The organism is Novosphingobium piscinae (assembly GCF_014230355.1).
GTDB lineage: Bacteria > Pseudomonadota > Alphaproteobacteria > Sphingomonadales > Sphingomonadaceae > Novosphingobium > Novosphingobium piscinae.
Window position 1 is genome coordinate 97,767 of record NZ_JACLAX010000001.1, and the last position, 17,584, is coordinate 115,350.

The following is a 17,584-nucleotide window of genomic DNA, read 5'->3' on the forward strand; positions in this document are numbered from 1 at the left end:
GTTGGCCCCCTAGAAGTTGATCTTGCCGTTCAAACCCCAGGTGGCTGGCGTGTTGAACGTCGCGACCGGGAAGCCTGTAAAGGGCACGATCTGCGAGATGTAGCGACGGTCGAACACGTTGCGGCCAAAGGCAGCGAGTTCCCACTTGTTGTCTTCCCCGGCCAGCGCCACGCGCAGATCGACCTCGCTCCAGCCGGCCGCCCGGTACTGTCCGTTGTCCTGGTTGGTTTCGAGGAACCACACACTGGTCTGCCCGCGCCAGCTGACGCTCGGAGTGATCGTGCCGAAACCCGTCGGAACTGCGTAGGACAGCGTGGCCGAGCCCTGCCACCTGGGGGCTCGGCTAAGCCGATTGCCGGCCACGTTCTGGCTCACCACGGTCTGGTTCTGGCCCAGCACGATTGTGCCTGCATTGGAGGGCAGGGCAGCCAGCGTGCCCTCGCGGATGGTCCCGTCGAGATAGGACCCGTTGAGCGCCAGGCTCAGCCCGTCCAGTGGATAGAGCAAGGTCTCGACCTCGACGCCGCGGACCCGTGCCTTGGGCACGTTGACGATCGCCACCCCGCCGGTCAGCACCGCCTGGCGGATGTGCAGGTCCCGGTACTCGGTCTGGAACGCTGCGATGTTCAATTTCAGCTTGCGGCCGAAGAACTCGTTCTTCGTGCCGATCTCGTAGTTGGTGATCCGTTCCGAGCCGTTCTCCAGCGGATTGGTCGGATCTGACGGGTTGAGGACGTTGCCAAAGTTGTTGAAGCCGCCCGAGTTGAACCCCTTCGAAAAGCTTCCGTAGACCATGTTGCGCGGCGTAGCCTGGAAGGTCACGACCGCCCGAGGCGAGACGTTTTCGTAGGTGCCGCGGCACGAGGTGGTGGCGGACGGACAGCTGGCATTGAGCAGGATCGGCCCGGCCAGCACCGAATTGGTGATCGTGCGCACCGTATTGGCGATCGTCGCGGCCTTCTCGTCCCGGCTGTAGCGGATACCGCCCGTGACAGCGAGGCGGTCACCGAGCTGGTAGGTGGCATCGGCAAAGAGCGCGTAGGAGTTCACCGTCTGCGCAGCGTCGAACAACGCCGTGGTTCCGGCCGGCCGGCCCGCGAAGATCGGGCCGGTAGCGCCGAAGCCGGTCGCGACCGGCGGACCGCCCTGGACGTTGATGATGTTGATGAAGGCGTCGGTCTCCTGGTGGAAATAGTAGGCGCCAAGGATCCACTTGGCCGGGCCGGTGCTGTTCGAGCCGAGGCGCAGTTCCTGGCTGAAGCTTTTCTGTTGCTGGACGGTGTTGTTGGTATTCGTGATCGCCGCGGGCGTCGGTGCCGGGGAGACGTCCTGCGTACCGCTCACACGGAAGTTTCGGTAACCGCTGATCGCGGTGAGGGTGACACCGCCCAGCGGGACTTCGGCGATCAGTGTGAAGTCGGTCGCCCGTGTGCGGGTCTGCTGGTCGCCGCTGATCTCGACCATGCGGTTGTCGACCACCGTGGCCAGATCGGCGCGGCGCAGATAGGGATTGCCAACATAGACGGTGCCGAGCGTCGGCCCACGCGGTGCTGGCGACACGGTGGCCAGCGACAACGTGGCGGGATTGGCGGTGCCGTTTGAATGGTCAACGATGAGATCTATGGTCGCGCCGCCATCGTCCTGCCAGCGCAGCGTGCCCCGCATGGTGGTGTTCTCACCCCCGCCGAAGCGTCGACTGTCGGATGCGTTGCGGGCCCAGTTGCCGCCAGAGTCGTGGCCGACGGCCAGCCGCAGGCCAAGCCGGTCCGCAATCAACGGCAGGTTGAGCACCCCGGAGATCGCAGCGGCGGCGAAGCTGGCATAGCTGGCCGACACTGTCCCGCCCACCTGGCTGAGGTCTGGGCGCTTGCTGCCGAGCAGGATCGCCCCGGCGGTTGAATTGCGGCCATAGAGGGTACCTTGCGGACCGCGCAGAACTTGCATCGTATCGACGTCAAGGAAGTTGGAGACCGACTGTGCCAGGGCCGGAACGTAGACGCCATCGACATAGACCGCGACAGGCTGGTCGGTGAACAGGCTGCCCCCACCGGCAGGGCCGCCAAGGCCACGGATCGCAATCGGGGCGAGGCCGTAGCTGACGCTCTTGGAGACCACTACGCCCGGCACGGCAGCCGCAAGGTCCTGCAGCGAGGCGACGCCTGCGCGGGTCAGGCTGTCACCGGTCACGGCGGTCACCGCGATTGGCACGGTCTGGGCACTCTCACGACGCAGCTGCGCGGTGACGACGATTTCCGGGACCGTACCATCAGCCTCGTTCGCTGCCGTGGACGGTGCCACCTGCGCATGAACCGGCGCGGACAACAGGCAATAGGCTAGCGCTGCGGCCGAGGCCGCATTCTTGAGAACGTTCATTGGATCTAGTCTCCCACTTGCCTGCGCTGGCGGCAGGCTGACTGGTTGGGCGGTCGTGCCCCTGCAGCTGGTCGGTCAGGTTTCGGGTTCGGGCCCCGCGGTCCAGTAGCCGGCAGCATCGAGAGCATCGACGGTGATCATCATGTGGCGCTCGATCATCGCCACGGCCTCATCGAGCCTGCGTTCCAGCACCACGGCGGCGAGGCGTTCGTGCTCGTCCTCGTGGGCATCGGCCCGCACATTGGGGATCACGATCAGGCGGCGGTAGCGCATGTGCTGCTCTTGCAAGCGCTGCTGCAGATCGAGCAGGCGCGGCGATCCACAGGCCGCAATCAGCGCCGTGTGCAGGCGATCATGGCTCAGTTCCCAGGCGGCGAGCGTCTCGGCGCTGTCGAAGGCCGCTGCTGCCTTCTTGCGGTAGGTGTGCATGGCGGCGACGATTTCGGACTCCCATCCGTCATCACCCTCGATCATCGAGCGGCGCAGCGCCTCTTTCTCGACCGCGCAGCGGGCCACGGCAATGTCGTACAGGTCGGCGCGGTTAAGCGGACGGACCCGGAACCCTTTGTTCGCCTCGGCCAGCACCAGGCCTTCTCCGGCGAGCCGTGACAACGCCTCGCGGATCGGCGAATAGCCGACATCGAAGCGCTCCTTGAGCTCTTCCATCTTGAGTGGCGTGCTGGGCTTGAACACCCCGCGCAGGATGTGGTCACGCACCAGATCCTCGACATTGACCTTTGCCATTCAGCTCCTCCGAGTTTCGGGATAGCGAACGATCAACGACGATGCAACAGATTATCGAAAATATTTTACCTTAGCGATTATCTGGCCGGATATCGCGCCTAACTGGAGTTCCGGGGCAAGCCGCGCGCTAGGGCTGCCATCCGGGGTCAGGGCGATGAGGGTATCAGGGTGAGGGCACGCTGACGCCCATCGATGTAGTGCACGGCCGTGCCATCGAAAAAGGCATTCTCCTCGGCGCGGAAATCGACTCGCTGGCCGCCCCATTCGGGTACGGCGGCATAGGAGGTCAGCTCGATCGACCAGGCGGTGTTGGCGTGCAGCGGCGCGGCGCCGCGCGGGTCGGCGGTCTGGTTGTCCCAGAAGCCGATCGACGGCCCCGCGCCGTGCCCGTGCAGGCCGATCGGATGCGAATAGATCGACACGTCGAGCCCGGCCGCCGCGGCCTCGGCCCGCGCCGCGGCGAGCACGGCATTGCCGCTGCGGCCGACCGCGAAGTGGCGAGTAAGGATGTCCTGCACCCGGTTGGTGTTGGCCAGCCCCTGCCGAAGGCCCGCGGGAGCCACGGTCTCGCCCGGCTTCAGCACATAGGCCAGGTGCTGCGTATCGGTGTTGAGCCTGAGGTAGGTGATCCCGAAATCGGTCCACAGCAGGTCGCCCGGCTGGATCACCACGCCGCCCTGGAGCATGCCCTTGGCCCCCTGCCGCTGGATCGCGACCGAGGGATGGAACCAGGGCTCGAGCCCCAGTTCGAGCAGCCGGTCGCGGTACCACCACTGCACCTGTTCGGCGGTGGTCACGCCGGGGGTGATGACCTTGCGCGAGAACGCTTCGGCGATCACCGCGTGGGCGGTGCGCATGATGGCCGGATAGAGCGCCAGCTCGCCGGGGGTGCGCGTCTCGAGCCAGCGGATCGCCAGCCGCTCGGCGCTGACCACGCGCGGGCGCAGGGGAGCGGGCAGGGCGGCGGTGAACCGGTCGTACTGGCTCACGGTCATGCCATCGGCGAACTGGTGGAGCTCGGAGATGTTGACCGCGATCCGGGCCGGATCGCGCGCCGCGATCAGATCGGCCACGGCCTGCCACTGGTCGGGCTGGGTGGCCGGGTCCCAGGCCGGGGTGAACAGGCCACCGCCATAGCGGCTGAAGGTCAGCCGCTCGATCGGCTTGCCCGCGCCGGGATCGTGGAAGACCAGGATCGTGCGGCGCCGCGCATGCAGGCTTTCGGCGTCGAGCATCGAGGCCACCACCGGCTCCTCGAAATACTCGCGCGCCACCAGCACCCACAGGTCGATCCCCTCCTCCCGCATGATCGCCGGGAGCAGCGTCTCGAGCCGCTCGGCGAGGATCCGGTTCTCGGTGTCGGCGCGGGCGCGGGCGGGCAGGATCGGCGGCAGGGCCGGTGCCGCGGCCTCGCTCTCGCTCATCGCCAGGGGCGTCGGGGCGGCGCCAGCCGGCCCGGCCAGGAGGGCCGCGGCCAGCAGGGGGCGGGCGAGAAGGTGCTGAGGCATCAAGGCTCCGTGGTCCAGTCCGACGGCGCCAGACTGGCCTGTTGCCGCGGGACGATCAAGCCGTGTCCCGGATGCGATCAGAACGGCTGGTTGAGCCGGGCCAGCGCTCCTTCCAGCAAGGCCTTGTGGGCTGCGGGATCACCATGCTCGAGCTGCAGCCGGCCGATCGCGATGCTGCTTTCGATCATGTCGCGGCAGCGCCCGAAGCGGCGGTCCTGGTAGGCCTGCAGGCCGCTCTCGACCGTGCCGGCCCGGGCCAGCTCCTGGGCCAGCACGATCCCGCTTTCGACCGCCATCCCCGCGCCCGAGGCAAGGTGCGGGGTGGTGGCATGGGCCGCGTCGCCGAGCAGGACGATGCGCCCGGCGAACCAGGGTCCGGGCTGGAGCGCAGCGGCCAGCGGGCGGTAGTTGATCCAGTCCTCGCGGGTCATGGTGTCGCGGATCCAGCCGGCATTGCCGCCGAAGTCGCGCAACAGGTCGTGCAGCGCCGCGAACAGCTCGGCCTCGTCCATGAAGGTCTCGCGCGGCTGGTGCGGGGTAAGCATCCACATGTAGACCGCATCGGGCCCGCAGGCGGTGATGCCGCAGGGGTTGTCGTGGCCGAGATAGAACTCCGCGCCGTCCAGTCCCGGCGGCTTGCGGATCGAGATGCGCCAGCAGCCTTGCCCGGTGGGAACCGGCGGGGCCATGTGCGGAAAGGCGATCTCGCGCACGCGCGAATGGATGCTGTCGGCCCCGACCACGAGGTCGTAGTCGCCACGCGAAGCGTCGGAGAAGGTCACGGCAACCCCGCTGCCGGTGTTTTCCAGCGCCGTGACGGTCAGCCCGAGGCGGACCGGGATGGCCAGTTCGCGCACCCGGGTCTGCATGATCCGGTGCAGGATCGGGCGCATGATTCCCCCGGTCGCCGGCAGGCCCTCCTCGATGGCCGGCTCTTCCAGGACGGCGATCAGGCTGCCGTCATGGCGGAACAGGCTGGTGCGGTTGGTGATCGCGCCGGCAGTCTTGATCTGGTCGAGCAGGCCGAGCTCGCGATAGGCGCGCAGTGTCGGGCCGGTGATCGTGATCCCCGCGCCATAGACCCGCCAGGCAGGATCGAGGTCGATCAGTTCGACCGCCACCCCGCGCTCGGCCAGGCTGATCGCCGCCGCCATGCCGCCGATCCCGCCACCCACCACCAGGGCGGTGGCGAGGCTTTCGATGCTTTGCCCGCTCATGCCCTTTCCCCTAAGCCCCCGGTGGCGGGAGGCAAATCCGAACCATGGATGGATCCTTATCGATACAATCGGAGCGACCGTGCGCCGCCGCGCCCTTATGGCGGGGCGCAGCCCGCCCGGACAGACCGGGCAGGGATGGGACAGGAGGCTGACGATGCGCGTTCTGGTGACCGGGGCCGGCGGGTTCGTCGGCCGCGAGATCGTGACCCGGCTGACCGCGGGCGGGGCGCAGATGATCGCGCTCGACAGCCAGCCCGGCGGCATCCCGGCGGGCTGCGAGGCGGTCTGCGGCGATCTGGGCGATCCGGCCGTGCGCGCCGCCGCTCTTGCGGGCGGGCTCGACGCGCTGATCCACCTCGCCACGGTGCCGGGCGGGGCGGCCGAGGCCGATCCGGCGGCCAGCCGGCGGATCAATCTGGATGCGATGTATGACCTGCTGCTCGAGGCGGCGGCGGTGCGGCCCGGGCTTCGGGTGGTCTATGCCAGCTCGATCGCGGTCTTCGGCGATCCCTTGCCCGAACAGGTCGACGATGCCACTCCGGTCTCGCCGCGGATGATCTATGGCGGCCACAAGGCGATGATGGAGCACGCCGTGGCCCTGTTCTCCAACCGCGGCCTGATCGATGGCGTCAGCCTGCGCCTGCCCGGCATCCTGGCGCGACCCAAGGGTCCATCCGGGATGAAGTCGGCCTTCATGTCCGACCTGTTCCATGCCCTGCGTGCCGGCGCGGCCTTCACCTGTCCGGTCTCCGCCAGGGGGACGATCTGGGCGCAGTCCGTGGCTTGCTGCGCGCGCAACTTCCTCGCCGCGCTGTCGCTTGATGCGGCCCTGCTGCCTCCCACGCGCGCGGTGACCCTGCCGGCCCAGCGGATCGCGATGGGAGACCTTGTCGCCGAGGTGGCACGCCAGTGCGGGGTGTCCGCCGACCTGGTCAGCTATGCCCCGGACGCGGCGCTGGAGGCCGCCTTTGCCGCGCAGCCGCCGCTCGCCACCCCGGCGGCCGAGCGTGTCGGTTTGGCGCACGACGGCAACCTTGCTACACTTGTCGCCAGCGCCCTGGCGACCCTGGCATAGGCCCGGGACAGAGGGATCCGGGCGCCGGAGATGGCAATGCGGTTTGGCAGGCTTGACCTCAACCTCCTGGTGGCGCTCGACGCCTTGCTGTCGGAACGCAGCGTCAGCCTTGCGGCCGATCGGCTGTGTCTGTCGCAGTCGGCCACGTCGAGCGCGCTCGGCCGGCTGCGTGACTACTTCGGGGACGAGCTGCTGGTGGTGAAGGGCCGCACCATGGTGCTGACCGCCCGTGCCGAGGAGCTGATTGAACCGGTCCGTGCGGTGCTGGAGCAGATTCGCACGACGGTGGCGGTTGCGCCGCCGTTCGATCCGGCCACCGCCGAGCGCCAGGTGCGGATCATGGCCTCGGACTATTCGACCCAGGTCATGCTCGCCGAGGTCCTCGCCGATTTCGAGGCGGTGGCGCCGAGCATGCGCTTCGAGATCCAGCCGATGAGCGACAGCCCGATCGAGGCGATCGAGCGCGGCTACATCGACCTGCTGCTGACCATTGATTGCGCGGTTTCGGCTGATCATCCCAGCCTGATCCTGTTCGAGGATGACTACGTGGTGGTGGGCGATGCGCGCAATCCGGCGATGGACGAGCCGATGACGCGGCAGCTCTACTTCTCGCTTGGTCATGTCACCCCGCGCTTTGGCAAGTCGCGCGTGCCGGCCTTCGAGGACTGGTTCGTGCGGCGCCAGAAGCAGCAGCGCCGGGTCGAGGTGGTCGCCCCCACCTTCCTGTCGCTGCCGGGGCTGGTGGTCGGGACCCGGCGCATCGCCACGCTCCACCGGCGCATGGCGGAGCAGGTCGTGCAGACCCAGCCGCTGGTGATCCGCGAACTGCCCTTCGACATCCCGCCGATCCGCGAGGCGCTGCAGTGGAACATCGCCAACAACAACGACCGGGCACTGCGCTGGGTGATCGAACGGCTCGAGACCGCCGCGATGTCCAAGCGCCGTACGCCCAGCAACGTTGTTCTGCTAGGTGGCGAGAGCGCGTTCGACCGCGGTTCGCTCGAGATCGAGTACCGGCTCAATCATCTGCGCCGTTAGGCGCCGCGCGCGCCAGCTATCGAGCGCCCCGCTAGCCTCGATCCCAAACAATGCATTTCTCCCGCGCCCCGGCGGTTCGCATAAGCCGGGCGAACAGCGGAGAAAGAGCATGACCGTTCTGGGTATCGAAAGCGTGGTCTTCGGCGTGGCTGACCTGGCCGAGCACACCCGGTTCTGGACCGATTTCGGCCTCCCGCTCGACCATGCCGATGCCGGTGAGAGCGTCTTCCGCCTCGCCTCGGGCAGCCGGGTCATCCTCCTGCCCCATGGTGATCCGCGGCTGCCCACGCCCGATCCGTTTGCCGGAGACGGGATCAAGGAGACGGTCTGGGGGGTGGACAGCCCGGCCAGTCTCGAGCGCATCGCCGCCAGCCTCGCGCGTGAGGTCGCGGTGACGCGCGAGGCGGACGGGACCCTGCGCTGCACCTGCCCGGATGGCCAGCCGATCGCCGTCCGGGTCTGGGCCAAGCAGGCGGTGGCCAGCGAGACCTCGCCGGTGAACACCCCCAGCTCGTGGCCGCGCTTCAACCAGCACCGCATCTGGCGTCAGCGCGCGATCCCCAAGACGATCAACCATGTGGTGTTCTTCAGCACCGATTATGTCAGCTCGTTCGAGTTCTACGAACGGCATTTCGGGTTCCGTTATGTCGACCACTCGAAGGGGGTCGGCATCTTCGCTCGCGCCGACGGCACCTTCGAGCACCATTCGATCTTCTGGGTGAACTGCGATCTGCCGATCGCACCCGACCACTTCGGCTTCATGCACATCGCCTTCGGCTGCGACGATATCGACGAGGTGATGCTCGGTGCCAACCTGATGGAGCAAAAGGGCTGGAAGAACACGACGATGAACACCAGCGGGGGCATTTCGCGTCACCGCATCTCCAGCGCGATCTACTACTACTGCGAGATTCCCGGGCATGCCGGCGAGGCCGAGTACCATGCCGACACCGACTATCTCGACGACAACTGGGTCCCGCGCGCCTGGGATTTCCGGTTCGGCTCGCTGCTGTGGTCGGCCAATGCCCCGCCCATCTTCCGCGGCGACAACATTCCGTGGGACATGACCTTCGATGCCGACCGCCGAAGCTTCGAGCCCTATCGCAAGCAGGGCCCGGGCCAGTGCGCGGTCGAGGGCCAGCTGGCGGCGATCACGGCCGAGGACGAGCACGCGCTGTGATGTCGGGTGCCGGTTGCACCCATGGCGCGGCGCAGGGCGGGTCCGCCTAGATCACCGTTTCGACGTGGATCACGCTGGGCGGTGCGGTGAAGAACGGGCCGGCCAGCGCCCGCCATTGCTGGAACGCCGGGGATTGCCGAAAATCCTCCATATGCGCCGCAACGCTGGTCCAGCCGACGACCAGCCGGTACTCGCCCGGGTGCTCGATCACCCGCTCCAGCCGGAACGACAGGCAGCCCGGATCGCCCTCGAAATGCGGCCGGGCGGCGGCCACCGCGGCCTCGAAGGCGCCAGCCTGCGCCGGATCGATCGTCAGCGCAGCGATTTCATGGATCATGGCAAGGGTCTCCTCGGGTGGTGGCGGGTTCAGTCGGCGGTCCAGCCGCCATCGACCACCAGGCTGGTCCCGGTCATCAGGGCAGAGGCATCGGAGGCGAGGAACAGAACGGCGCCCATGAGGTCCTCGACCCGGCCGAGCCGGCCCAGCTTGATCTTGGCCAGAACACTCGCGCGGAAGCCCGGGTCGTCGAGGAAGGGGCGGGTCATCGGCGTTTCGATGAAGGTCGGGGCGATCGTGTTGGAGCGGATGCCGTGGGGGGCGAGGTCGAGGGCGAAGCTCTTGTTCAGGCCCTCGAGCGCCCACTTACTGGCGCAGTAGAGCGAGCGGTTCGGTCCGCCGACGTGGCCCATCTGGCTGCCGATGTGGATCAGGCTGCCGCTCGCGCCCTCGGCCATCATGCGCCGTGCGCAGGCCTGGGCGACGAAGAAGGCGGCCTTGAGGTTGAGGTCGAGCACGGCGTCGTAGTCGGCCTCGCTCACCTCCCACATCGGTTTGGGGCGGTTGGTTCCGGCATTGTTGACCAGCACGTGGAAGGCGGGGCGATCCGCGAAGAAGGCGCTGACCGCGGCCAGGTCCGAGACGTCGAGCACCGCGGCCTCGGCCTGGCCACCGGCGGCGCGGATCGCGGCGGCGGCCTCCTCGATCTCGTGCTGGCTGCGCGCTGCCAGGGTCACCATGGCGCCGGCCTCGGCCAGTGCGGCCGCCATGGCGAGCCCGATCCCGCGCCCGGCCCCGGTCACCAGCGCGCGGCGGCCATCGAGCCGGAAGCTGGGCGTCCGGGGCAGCGTGGTCACATCCATGCCTTCAGGCCCGCGTCAGCGCGCTGGGCTCGGCCTGCCCGGCATAGGGCACCTCGCGCCCGCCATAGCGGCGCACGCGCAGATTGGCCTGTTCGCCGTGCCCGGCAAAGCCCTCCAGCGCGCAAAGCCGGCTGCAGTATTCGCCGATCAGCGCCGAGGCCTCGTCGGTCAGCACCTTCTGGTAGGTGCAGGTCTTGAGGAACTTGCCGACCCACAGCCCGCCCGTATAGCGCGCGGCCTTCTTCGTCGGCAGCGTGTGGTTAGTGCCGATCACCTTGTCGCCGAAGCTGACGTTGGTGCGGGCGCCCAGGAACAGCGCGCCGTAGTTGGTCATGTTCTGCAGGAAGTAGTCGGGATCGGCCGTCATTACCTGGACGTGCTCGCTGGCGATCTCGTCGGCGATGGCCACCATCTCGGCGTCGCTCTCGGCCACGATCACCTCGCCGAAGTCCTGCCAGGCCCGGCGGGCATGCTCGGCGGTGGGAAGGATCTGCAGCAGCCGCTCGATCTCGGCCATCGTCTCGCGGGCCAGCCGCTCGCTGGTGGTCAGCAGCACGCCCGGGCTGTCGGGCCCGTGCTCGACCTGGCCGAGAATGTCGGTCGCCGCCATCTCCGGATCGCAGCCGACCTCGTCGGCGATGATCAGCGTCTCGGTCGGGCCGGCGAACAGGTCGATACCGACCCGGCCGAACAGCTGGCGCTTGGCCTCGGCGACAAAGGCGTTGCCCGGCCCGACGAGGATGTCGACCGGGTCGATGCTTTGGGTTCCCAGCGCCATCGCGCCCACCGCCTGGATGCCGCCGAGCGCATAGATCGCGTCGGCCCCGGCCATCGCCTGCGCCGCCACGATGTGGCGCGCGGCCTTGCCCTGGAACGGCGGGGCGCAGGTTATGACGCGCTTCACGCCGGCCACCTTGGCGGTGATCACGCTCATGTGGGCCGAGGCCAGCAGTGGGTACTTGCCGCCGGGCACGTAGCAGCCCGCGGCGTTGATCGGCACGTGCCGGTGGCCCAGCACCACCCCGGGCATGGTCTCGACCTCGACGTCCCGCATGGAATCGCGCTGGATCTGCGCGAAGTTGCGGACCTGCGCCTGGGCGAACTCGATATCCTTGCGCTCCTGCGCGGTCAGGCTCTCGACCGCGGCATCGATCTCGGCCTGCGACAGGCGGTAATCCTCGCGGTCCCAGCCGTCGAACTGGATCGACATGTCGCGCACGGCCGCATCGCCCCGCTGCGCGATATCGGCCAGCGCCGCCTCCACAATGTCGCGCACCTTGCGGTCAGCCGTCGCCTTCGCTTCCGCCGTCGCGCCGCGCTTCAACCAGATTGCCATGCCTGCTCCCCGGCTCTGTCCCTGCCAAGCCGATGCGGTTGGCCGCAGCGGCCCGCGGTATCTGGCATGCGGCTTCCGGCCCGGACCATCACATTGTGTCGATAGGTCGCTATCGATCGAATGCCTTTGCCGACCCGCCCGGCTGCGCCTAGCCCGCGGCGCAGACAGCCGGTTTCGGTGGGCTGTCATGAGGAGAGACGGCGATATGCGGTTGGCCACGCTGCGCAACGGAACCCCAGACGGTGTGCTGGTCGTGGTGTCACCCGATGGCACGGCCTGCGCCCCCGCGCCGGTGCCCACGCTGCAGCAGGCGCTCGAGCAGTGGGCCGCGGTGGCGCCGGCGCTGGGCGCGATCTCCGCGTTCCCGTTGCCGCTCGATCCCGACCGGCTGGCGGCCCCGCTCCCGCGGGCGTGGCAATGGCTTGATGGTTCGGCCTACGCCAGCCACGGCGCCCTGATGGACAAGGTGCTGGGCGTCACCCCGGTGAAGACCGACCTGCCGCTGATGTACCAGGGCGTGTCCGACACCTTCTACGGCCCGCACGATGATGTGCGCATGCCGGACGAAACGCTCGGGATCGATTTCGAGGGCGAGTTCGGGGTGATCGTCGATGCCGTGCCGATGGGCACCACGGCGGCGGCGGCGCTGGCGCACATCAGGCTGGTCGTGCAGATCAACGACTGGTCGTTGCGCGCGCTGGCCGGGCCCGAGATGAAGACCGGATTTGGCTGGGTCCAGGCCAAGCCGCCCTGCAGCATGGCGCCCTTCGCGGTGACGCCGGACGAGCTGGGCGATCAGTGGCGGGACGGCCGGGTCTGTCTTGACCTGCTGGTCGACTGGAACGGTCGGCGGTTCGGTGCGGCCAATGGCGAGCCGATGGGCCACGGGTTCCACGAGCTGGTCGCCCATGCCGCGCGGACGCGCGATCTGGTGGCCGGGACGGTGATCGGTTCGGGCACGGTGTCCAACCCCAACTTCCGCGAGATCGGATCCTCCTGCATTGCCGAGCGACGCGGGATCGAGGTGGTCGACACCGGCGAGGCGCGCACCGCCTTCATGCGGTTCGGCGACCGCGTCCGCATGGAAGGCCGCATGGCGGATGGGCGGGCACCGTTCGGGGCGATCGACCAGCAGGTGGTCCGGGCCTGAGCCCCCCCGGCCGCCGCGGTCCCGTCTGGTCCCGGTCTGACCGCGCGCAAGGCCGGATCGCGGCCCCGTTTGGCAAAACGCGCCACTTTGCCTCCCGCAAAATAGCAAAACTCACCGATTTTGCGGATTCTGCACGGGACCTGAACGGCCAAAGCCCCGGATTCCGGAGTTGGCACGGCGCTTGCTGTAGGGATGGTACCCGCCCCGGCGGCCCCACCAAGCTCAAGGAGACCCACCATGCTGCACCTCAACACCCTGTTCGCCCGTCCCGCCCTGACCCTCGCCACCGCTGCCGCCGCCCTGGCCGTCGCCGCGCCGGCCGTGGCCGCGCCTGCCGCCAACCTGCCCACGGTCGAGGTCCGGCTCAACACTGCCGAGCTGTCGGGTGGCGCCGCCGCCACCACCATCCACCGCCGGATCGCCGCTGCCGCGCGTCAGGTCTGCGCGCCCCAGGGTGCCACGCTGCGCGAGCAGATGGACGCCCGCCAGTGCTACGCCAAGGCCGTGCGTTCGGGTGAGGGCCAGCTGGTCGCGCTGCGCGAACTGGCCAAGAGCCGCCAGCAGACCCTCGCCACCGCCGCCCGCTGAGCGGTCCCCCATTCACCCGGGCCATGTCCAGCCGGCATGGCCCGGGCGGGAGCGTTCAGGACCGGCGTGAGCCGCTGGCCACAACCGGTCCGATCATGTAATCGATCGCCTGGTCACGCCATTGCGGGGATGTCGGATCGCCCTGCGCGACCTGATGGATCAGATCCGCATTGCCGAAAGTGATCAGCGCCCAGCCGATCATGCTGAAATAGGCGATGTCCGGAGCGGCCCCGCCCAGCCGCCCCTCGTCACGGAGCCGCTCGAACAGCGGTTTGAGCAGGATCCAGACCGGCTCGGCGAAATGCTCGCGCAGCCATGCGCTGCGCTCGGACGTGACCGAAAACTCCTGCAGCATCAGCCGCGTCAGTTGCGGCTGCGCGGCGAAGCTGCGCAGGAAGTCTGGCAGGATCGCCAGCGCGGTGTCGACCGCCTCCAGCTCGCCGCACAGCGGCAGCCGCTCGGCCAGGCGGCGTTCCCCCTCGTGCTCGAAGGTTTCGATGACCTGCCGCCACAGCGCCATCTTGTTGGGAAAGTCATAGGCCAGATGGCCCTGCTCGATCCCCGCCGCCAGCCGCCGCCGCTGTTCGGCGCCGTCGTAGCGGGGCCGGGTTGGGCGGGAGTGTGGAGGCAGGCTGAGCCAGCCGGGCCTTGCCAGACCCCGGCGCTGCCGCGGCGTCGTTCGGTTTCAGCCGGGCGGCAGGGGCGGCTGGCCGAAGGTCAGTTCCACCACCAGTCCGTTGGGATCGATCAGGTTGAACTGGACCAGCCCGGGCACGATCGTCTCGACCACGGTGTAGGCCAGGCCCAGCGCGGCGAGGTGGTCGGCCATGGCGGCCCGATCGGGGCAGTCGAACGCGATGTGGTGCACCGGGCCGCCGCTCCCGTCCGTCCCGTCGTCCGGGCGCCGCAGGTTGACGTGGATGCAGGCGTGCCCGGACGCGTCACGCAGCCAGAGATTGCGGGTCGGGTCCGGTGCGGTCAGCGCGATGCTGCGGGTGAGGCCAAGCAGGTCCTCGTAGAAGCGGCAGGTCTCCTCGAGCCGGTCGGTGCGGATGTTGACGTGACCGAAGCGGATCATCGCTGGCTCATGTCCCGGCGCTCATCGCGTCCGGGTCGGGCAGGCGCTCGACTGTCCGGACGATGAAGGCATAGGACAGGGCGCCCAGCGTGGCCATCGCGCCGATATAGGCCAGGCCCGACCCGAACGAACCGGTCCGGCCGACCGTGACGCCGATCACCAGCGGGGTGATTATGCCGGCAAGGTTGGTGCACAGGTTGAACAGTCCGCCGGTCAGCCCGGCGAGCCGGGCCGGGGCCACTTCGGACAGGAGTGTCCAGCCGAGATTGGACATGCCCTGCCCGAAGAAGGCAAGCGACATCACCGCGATCACCGCAGCGTCGCTCTCCAGGACGATGGCGAGGACGATCGTGGTCGAGAGCAGCAGCCCCGCGATCACCGGCAGCTTGCGGGCCAGCGACAGCGAGTGCCCGGCGCGCAGCAGGCGGTCAGAGACCTGCCCGCCGGCCAGGACCCCGACCGAGGCGGCGACGAACGGGATCATGGCGAAGACCCCGGCCTTCATCCAGTCCATGTGGCGCTCGCTGGCCAGATAGGTGGGAAACCAGGTGAGGAAGAAAACCAGCGTTGAATTGGTCGCGAACTGGCCGATCGAGGCGCCGATGATGTTGCGCTGGCGCAGCAGGTAGGCCGCATCGCTCCAGCGGAACGGGCGCGGCGGGGCGATCTCCGTCACCCCGCCATCGGCCCGGATCAGCGCCAGTTCGGCCGCGTTGACCGAGGGATGGTCGGCCGGGTCGCGGTAGAGGCGGAACCACACCAGCCCGAAGCCGATGCCGAGCCCGCCGATCGCCCAGAACAGCGCGCGCCAGCCCCAGGTCGCGGCGATCCAGAACAGCAGGGGGCTGCAGAAGCCAATGCCGAAGTACATGCCCACCGAGTAGACGGAATTAGCCCGTGCGCGTTCGCGGCGCGGAAACCAGGTGATCAGGACCCGGCTGTTCGCGGGAAAGCAGGGCGCCTCTGCGGCGCCGAGCCCGAGACGGACCAGGATCAGCATGCTGGCCGATCGGACCGTGCCTTGCAGTACCGTGAAGACCGACCATCCGACCAGCGAAAGGCCGTAGGTCAGACGTGTGCCGAACCGGTCGAGGAACACGCCGCCGGGCACCTGGGCGAGGGCATAGCTCCACGAGAAGGCTGCGAAGACCACGCCCATCATCTCCGGGCTGAAGCCGAGTTCGCGGCTCATTGCCGGGGCGGCAACCCCGAGCAGGGTGCGGTCGAGGTAGTTGAGCGCCGTGGCCGTGGCGATCAATGCCAGAATGCCGAACCGGGCGCGGGTGGGTTGCGCACCTGATGCGATGGCGACGGTCATTGCGCCTCGCGCCGTTCCAGCGTGTAGGCCACGGCGTAGGACTGGACGATCTGGTCGGAGGCCGCCAGCTCGCCAAGCGCCACCGCCAGCTCGTCCTGGAGCGCGGTGGCTTCCGGCAGACCGATCGTCTCGAGATAGACGACCAGCGCGAAGGCGGGCTCGGCCATCGGCGGCCGCAGGTCCGTCTCGGATGTTTCGCCGCCAGCGAAGCGGGGCCGTGCGGCGCCAAGGTGCGCCGCCGTAACCGACGGGTGATCTGCGAAGCGGTGCAACAGCGGCCGGATCCGTTCGGCCATCGCTGCCTCGTCCACGCCGGCCGGCAGCGCGAACCGCGAGGTCACCACCCCACCGCCCGAACCTCGGCCGGAGGTGTGCAGGACCGTACAGGCCATCCGCAGAAAGTTGCGGAAGTGCGGGGCGACCGACCGGGTCCAGTCGGTCGGGCCGTTGAGACTGGCCAGGTATTCGGGCGAGACGAAGGTCTCCAGGCCATCCCCCTCGTAGCAGGTGAAGTAGATCTGCCGCGACAGGGCGCGGTTGATTCCCCGTCGGGATCGGCGGAAGCCCGGATGATCGAGCCGTTCGGGCATGTGCTGACGGGTGTGCCAGAGGTTGTATTCGGCATCGGCTTCGGGCGCGATGTCGTGCCACATGATCACGAAGGCCGAGCCCTTGAGCGCCATGGTCTACTCCCGCCGAGCCGACCGCACAGTGCAGTTGCCCTGGCCTCCGACGATAGCAGTCCGCCCCGCCGGAGGGCTGGCCAAGCGCGCACAATCGTCTGGCTGCCAGTGCATGCGGTGTGGGCTTGGGCCCGTGTTTCGGTCTGGATCAATGGAGCAGGGGATCCCCTGCGTGCGGCGCATTGCGGAAGGCGCCGGGTGACCCACCGAACTGGGCCTTGAACCGCCGCGAGAAGTGGCTTGGATCGCAGAACCCGCAGCGCCAGCCGATCTCTGCCACGGCGATCTCGGCGAAGAGCGGATTCGTCAGCATGGCCATGGCCTGGTCGAGCCGCACTGTGAACAGCTCGCGCAGGAAGGTTGTGCCATGCTGGGCCAGGATCTTGTGCAGGTAGCGCGGCGAGATCTGGATCGTGCGCGCCACGGCGGCGGCGTCGAGTTCGTGTTCGCAGAACCGCTCGCGGATCGTCGCCAGGATCCGCCGATGCACGCCGCGCCCGGCACTGGCCTGGCCCTGGCCGAGCGGCCCGAGGCTGAGCGCGAGGGCGCCGCCCATCTGTTGCACGCAAATCGCACGCACCGCCTCGTCCTCGGGACGGATCTGCATGATCTCGTGCAGGGTCGAGGTCAGCAGCGAGTGCCACGGCGTTCCCGCGCGGATCGGGGTCGCCACCGCGTCTTCCGGGCTCGGCAGCCAGCAGCGCAGCCAGTCCACCGGCAGGTGCGCAGAGAAGTGCACCGCGCCGTCCTGCGCCTTGACGCTGTAAGGCTGACGGTTGTCGAACAGCACCAGTTCGCCCGGGCCGACCTCGATCTCGCGGCCATAATGGGTCACCAGCCAGCGGCCCTCGCGGATGAAGTTGAGATTGAACCGGCCGAGCTTGTCGCGCGCGGCGGCCTGGGGCGAACGGACGACCTGGTGCGCCGAGCCGATCGCGACATCGCTGACCTTGAGCACGCCGAGATCATGCTGGCTGAGCCGGGCCGAGAGCAACGGGTCGCTGGATCGGAAGTCGAGCTCGAAGATGGCCTCGCAGATCGCCTCGCGCCAGTATTCGACGCTGCTTCCGCTGGCTGTGGCCGCAGTTGACCAAGAGCGCATGTTGTCCTCCACCCCGTGACCGTTGCTTGCGCCGGTCATCGACATAAAGGCTAA

The 17,584-nt window shown here is 68.5% G+C and carries 17 protein-coding genes; 5 read left to right on the forward strand and 12 right to left on the reverse strand.

What is annotated here, in order from left to right:
* Window positions 1-9: 9 nt before the first annotated feature.
* From H7F53_RS00405 to H7F53_RS00420, 4 genes are all read right to left on the reverse strand, one after another.
* A complete protein-coding gene (locus tag H7F53_RS00405; RefSeq protein ID WP_185677492.1) occupies window positions 10-2,373 on the reverse strand; it encodes a TonB-dependent receptor in 2,364 nt (787 codons plus the stop codon).
* 75 nt (window positions 2,374-2,448) lie between these two features.
* Window positions 2,449-3,117 carry a GntR family transcriptional regulator gene (locus H7F53_RS00410; protein WP_185677493.1) on the reverse strand — a complete coding sequence of 223 codons (669 nt, stop codon included), beginning with the start codon at window positions 3,115-3,117 and terminating at the stop codon, window positions 2,449-2,451.
* A 146-nt stretch (window positions 3,118-3,263) separates the two neighbouring features.
* Window positions 3,264-4,625 (reverse strand): M24 family metallopeptidase, encoded by a 1,362-nt coding sequence (locus H7F53_RS00415; RefSeq protein WP_246438371.1) that lies wholly within the window; start codon window positions 4,623-4,625, stop codon window positions 3,264-3,266.
* Window positions 4,626-4,702: 77 nt separating this feature from the next.
* On the reverse strand, window positions 4,703-5,842 hold the full coding sequence (locus H7F53_RS00420) for an FAD-dependent monooxygenase (RefSeq protein WP_185677494.1): 1,140 nt from the start codon (window positions 5,840-5,842) through the stop codon (window positions 4,703-4,705).
* A gap of 154 nt (window positions 5,843-5,996) precedes the next feature.
* On the opposite strand from H7F53_RS00420, the gene H7F53_RS00425 reads away from it, so the two are divergent.
* From H7F53_RS00425 to H7F53_RS00435, 3 genes are all read left to right on the forward strand, one after another.
* A complete protein-coding gene (locus H7F53_RS00425; protein WP_185677495.1) occupies window positions 5,997-6,917 on the forward strand; it encodes an NAD-dependent epimerase/dehydratase family protein in 921 nt (306 codons plus the stop codon).
* A gap of 30 nt (window positions 6,918-6,947) precedes the next feature.
* Window positions 6,948-7,955, forward strand: a complete 1,008-nt coding sequence (locus H7F53_RS00430; protein WP_246438373.1) for a LysR family transcriptional regulator — start codon at window positions 6,948-6,950, stop codon at window positions 7,953-7,955.
* A 109-nt stretch (window positions 7,956-8,064) separates the two neighbouring features.
* Window positions 8,065-9,135, forward strand: coding sequence for a VOC family protein (locus H7F53_RS00435; protein ID WP_185677496.1), 1,071 nt, complete (start codon window positions 8,065-8,067; stop codon window positions 9,133-9,135).
* Window positions 9,136-9,181: 46 nt separating this feature from the next.
* Here H7F53_RS00435 and H7F53_RS00440 read toward each other — a convergent pair whose 3' ends face one another.
* Genes H7F53_RS00440 through hisD form a run of 3 tightly spaced genes read right to left on the reverse strand, consistent with a single transcriptional unit; the run spans window position 9,182 to window position 11,611 of the window.
* Window positions 9,182-9,472 (reverse strand): putative quinol monooxygenase, encoded by a 291-nt coding sequence (locus H7F53_RS00440; protein WP_185677497.1) that lies wholly within the window; start codon window positions 9,470-9,472, stop codon window positions 9,182-9,184.
* Between the two features lie 29 nt (window positions 9,473-9,501).
* A complete protein-coding gene (locus tag H7F53_RS00445; protein ID WP_343061829.1) occupies window positions 9,502-10,269 on the reverse strand; it encodes an SDR family NAD(P)-dependent oxidoreductase in 768 nt (255 codons plus the stop codon).
* Between the two features lie 10 nt (window positions 10,270-10,279).
* A complete protein-coding gene (gene hisD, locus H7F53_RS00450; RefSeq protein WP_185677499.1) occupies window positions 10,280-11,611 on the reverse strand; it encodes a histidinol dehydrogenase in 1,332 nt (443 codons plus the stop codon).
* 205 nt (window positions 11,612-11,816) lie between these two features.
* On the opposite strand from hisD, the gene H7F53_RS00455 reads away from it, so the two are divergent.
* Together H7F53_RS00455 and H7F53_RS00460 are read left to right on the forward strand one after the other, a co-directional pair.
* Window positions 11,817-12,761: a fumarylacetoacetate hydrolase family protein gene (locus tag H7F53_RS00455; protein WP_185677500.1), complete on the forward strand. Its 945-nt coding sequence runs from the start codon at window positions 11,817-11,819 to the stop codon at window positions 12,759-12,761.
* A gap of 237 nt (window positions 12,762-12,998) precedes the next feature.
* The gene (locus H7F53_RS00460; protein ID WP_185677501.1) at window positions 12,999-13,349 is read left to right on the forward strand and encodes a UrcA family protein; all 351 of its coding nucleotides are present in this window, start codon (window positions 12,999-13,001) and stop codon (window positions 13,347-13,349) included.
* A gap of 55 nt (window positions 13,350-13,404) precedes the next feature.
* Here the strand turns inward: H7F53_RS00460 and H7F53_RS00465 are convergent, their stop codons facing one another.
* The 5 genes from H7F53_RS00465 to H7F53_RS00485 all read right to left on the reverse strand — a co-directional run bounded on the left by H7F53_RS00465 (window position 13,405) and on the right by H7F53_RS00485 (window position 17,569).
* On the reverse strand, window positions 13,405-13,869 hold the full coding sequence (locus H7F53_RS00465) for a hypothetical protein (protein ID WP_185677502.1): 465 nt from the start codon (window positions 13,867-13,869) through the stop codon (window positions 13,405-13,407).
* 165 nt (window positions 13,870-14,034) lie between these two features.
* Window positions 14,035-14,427, reverse strand: a complete 393-nt coding sequence (locus tag H7F53_RS00470; protein WP_185677503.1) for a VOC family protein — start codon at window positions 14,425-14,427, stop codon at window positions 14,035-14,037.
* Window positions 14,428-14,434: 7 nt separating this feature from the next.
* Window positions 14,435-15,745 (reverse strand): MFS transporter, encoded by a 1,311-nt coding sequence (locus H7F53_RS00475; RefSeq protein ID WP_185677504.1) that lies wholly within the window; start codon window positions 15,743-15,745, stop codon window positions 14,435-14,437.
* Complete coding sequence (locus H7F53_RS00480) at window positions 15,742-16,428, reverse strand: hypothetical protein (protein ID WP_185677505.1); 687 nt, start codon at window positions 16,426-16,428, stop codon at window positions 15,742-15,744. Before H7F53_RS00480 ends, H7F53_RS00475 begins: the two co-directional genes overlap by 4 nt.
* Window positions 16,429-16,576: 148 nt before the next feature.
* Window positions 16,577-17,569 (reverse strand): helix-turn-helix domain-containing protein, encoded by a 993-nt coding sequence (locus H7F53_RS00485; protein WP_185677506.1) that lies wholly within the window; start codon window positions 17,567-17,569, stop codon window positions 16,577-16,579.
* Window positions 17,570-17,584 lie beyond the last annotated feature (15 nt).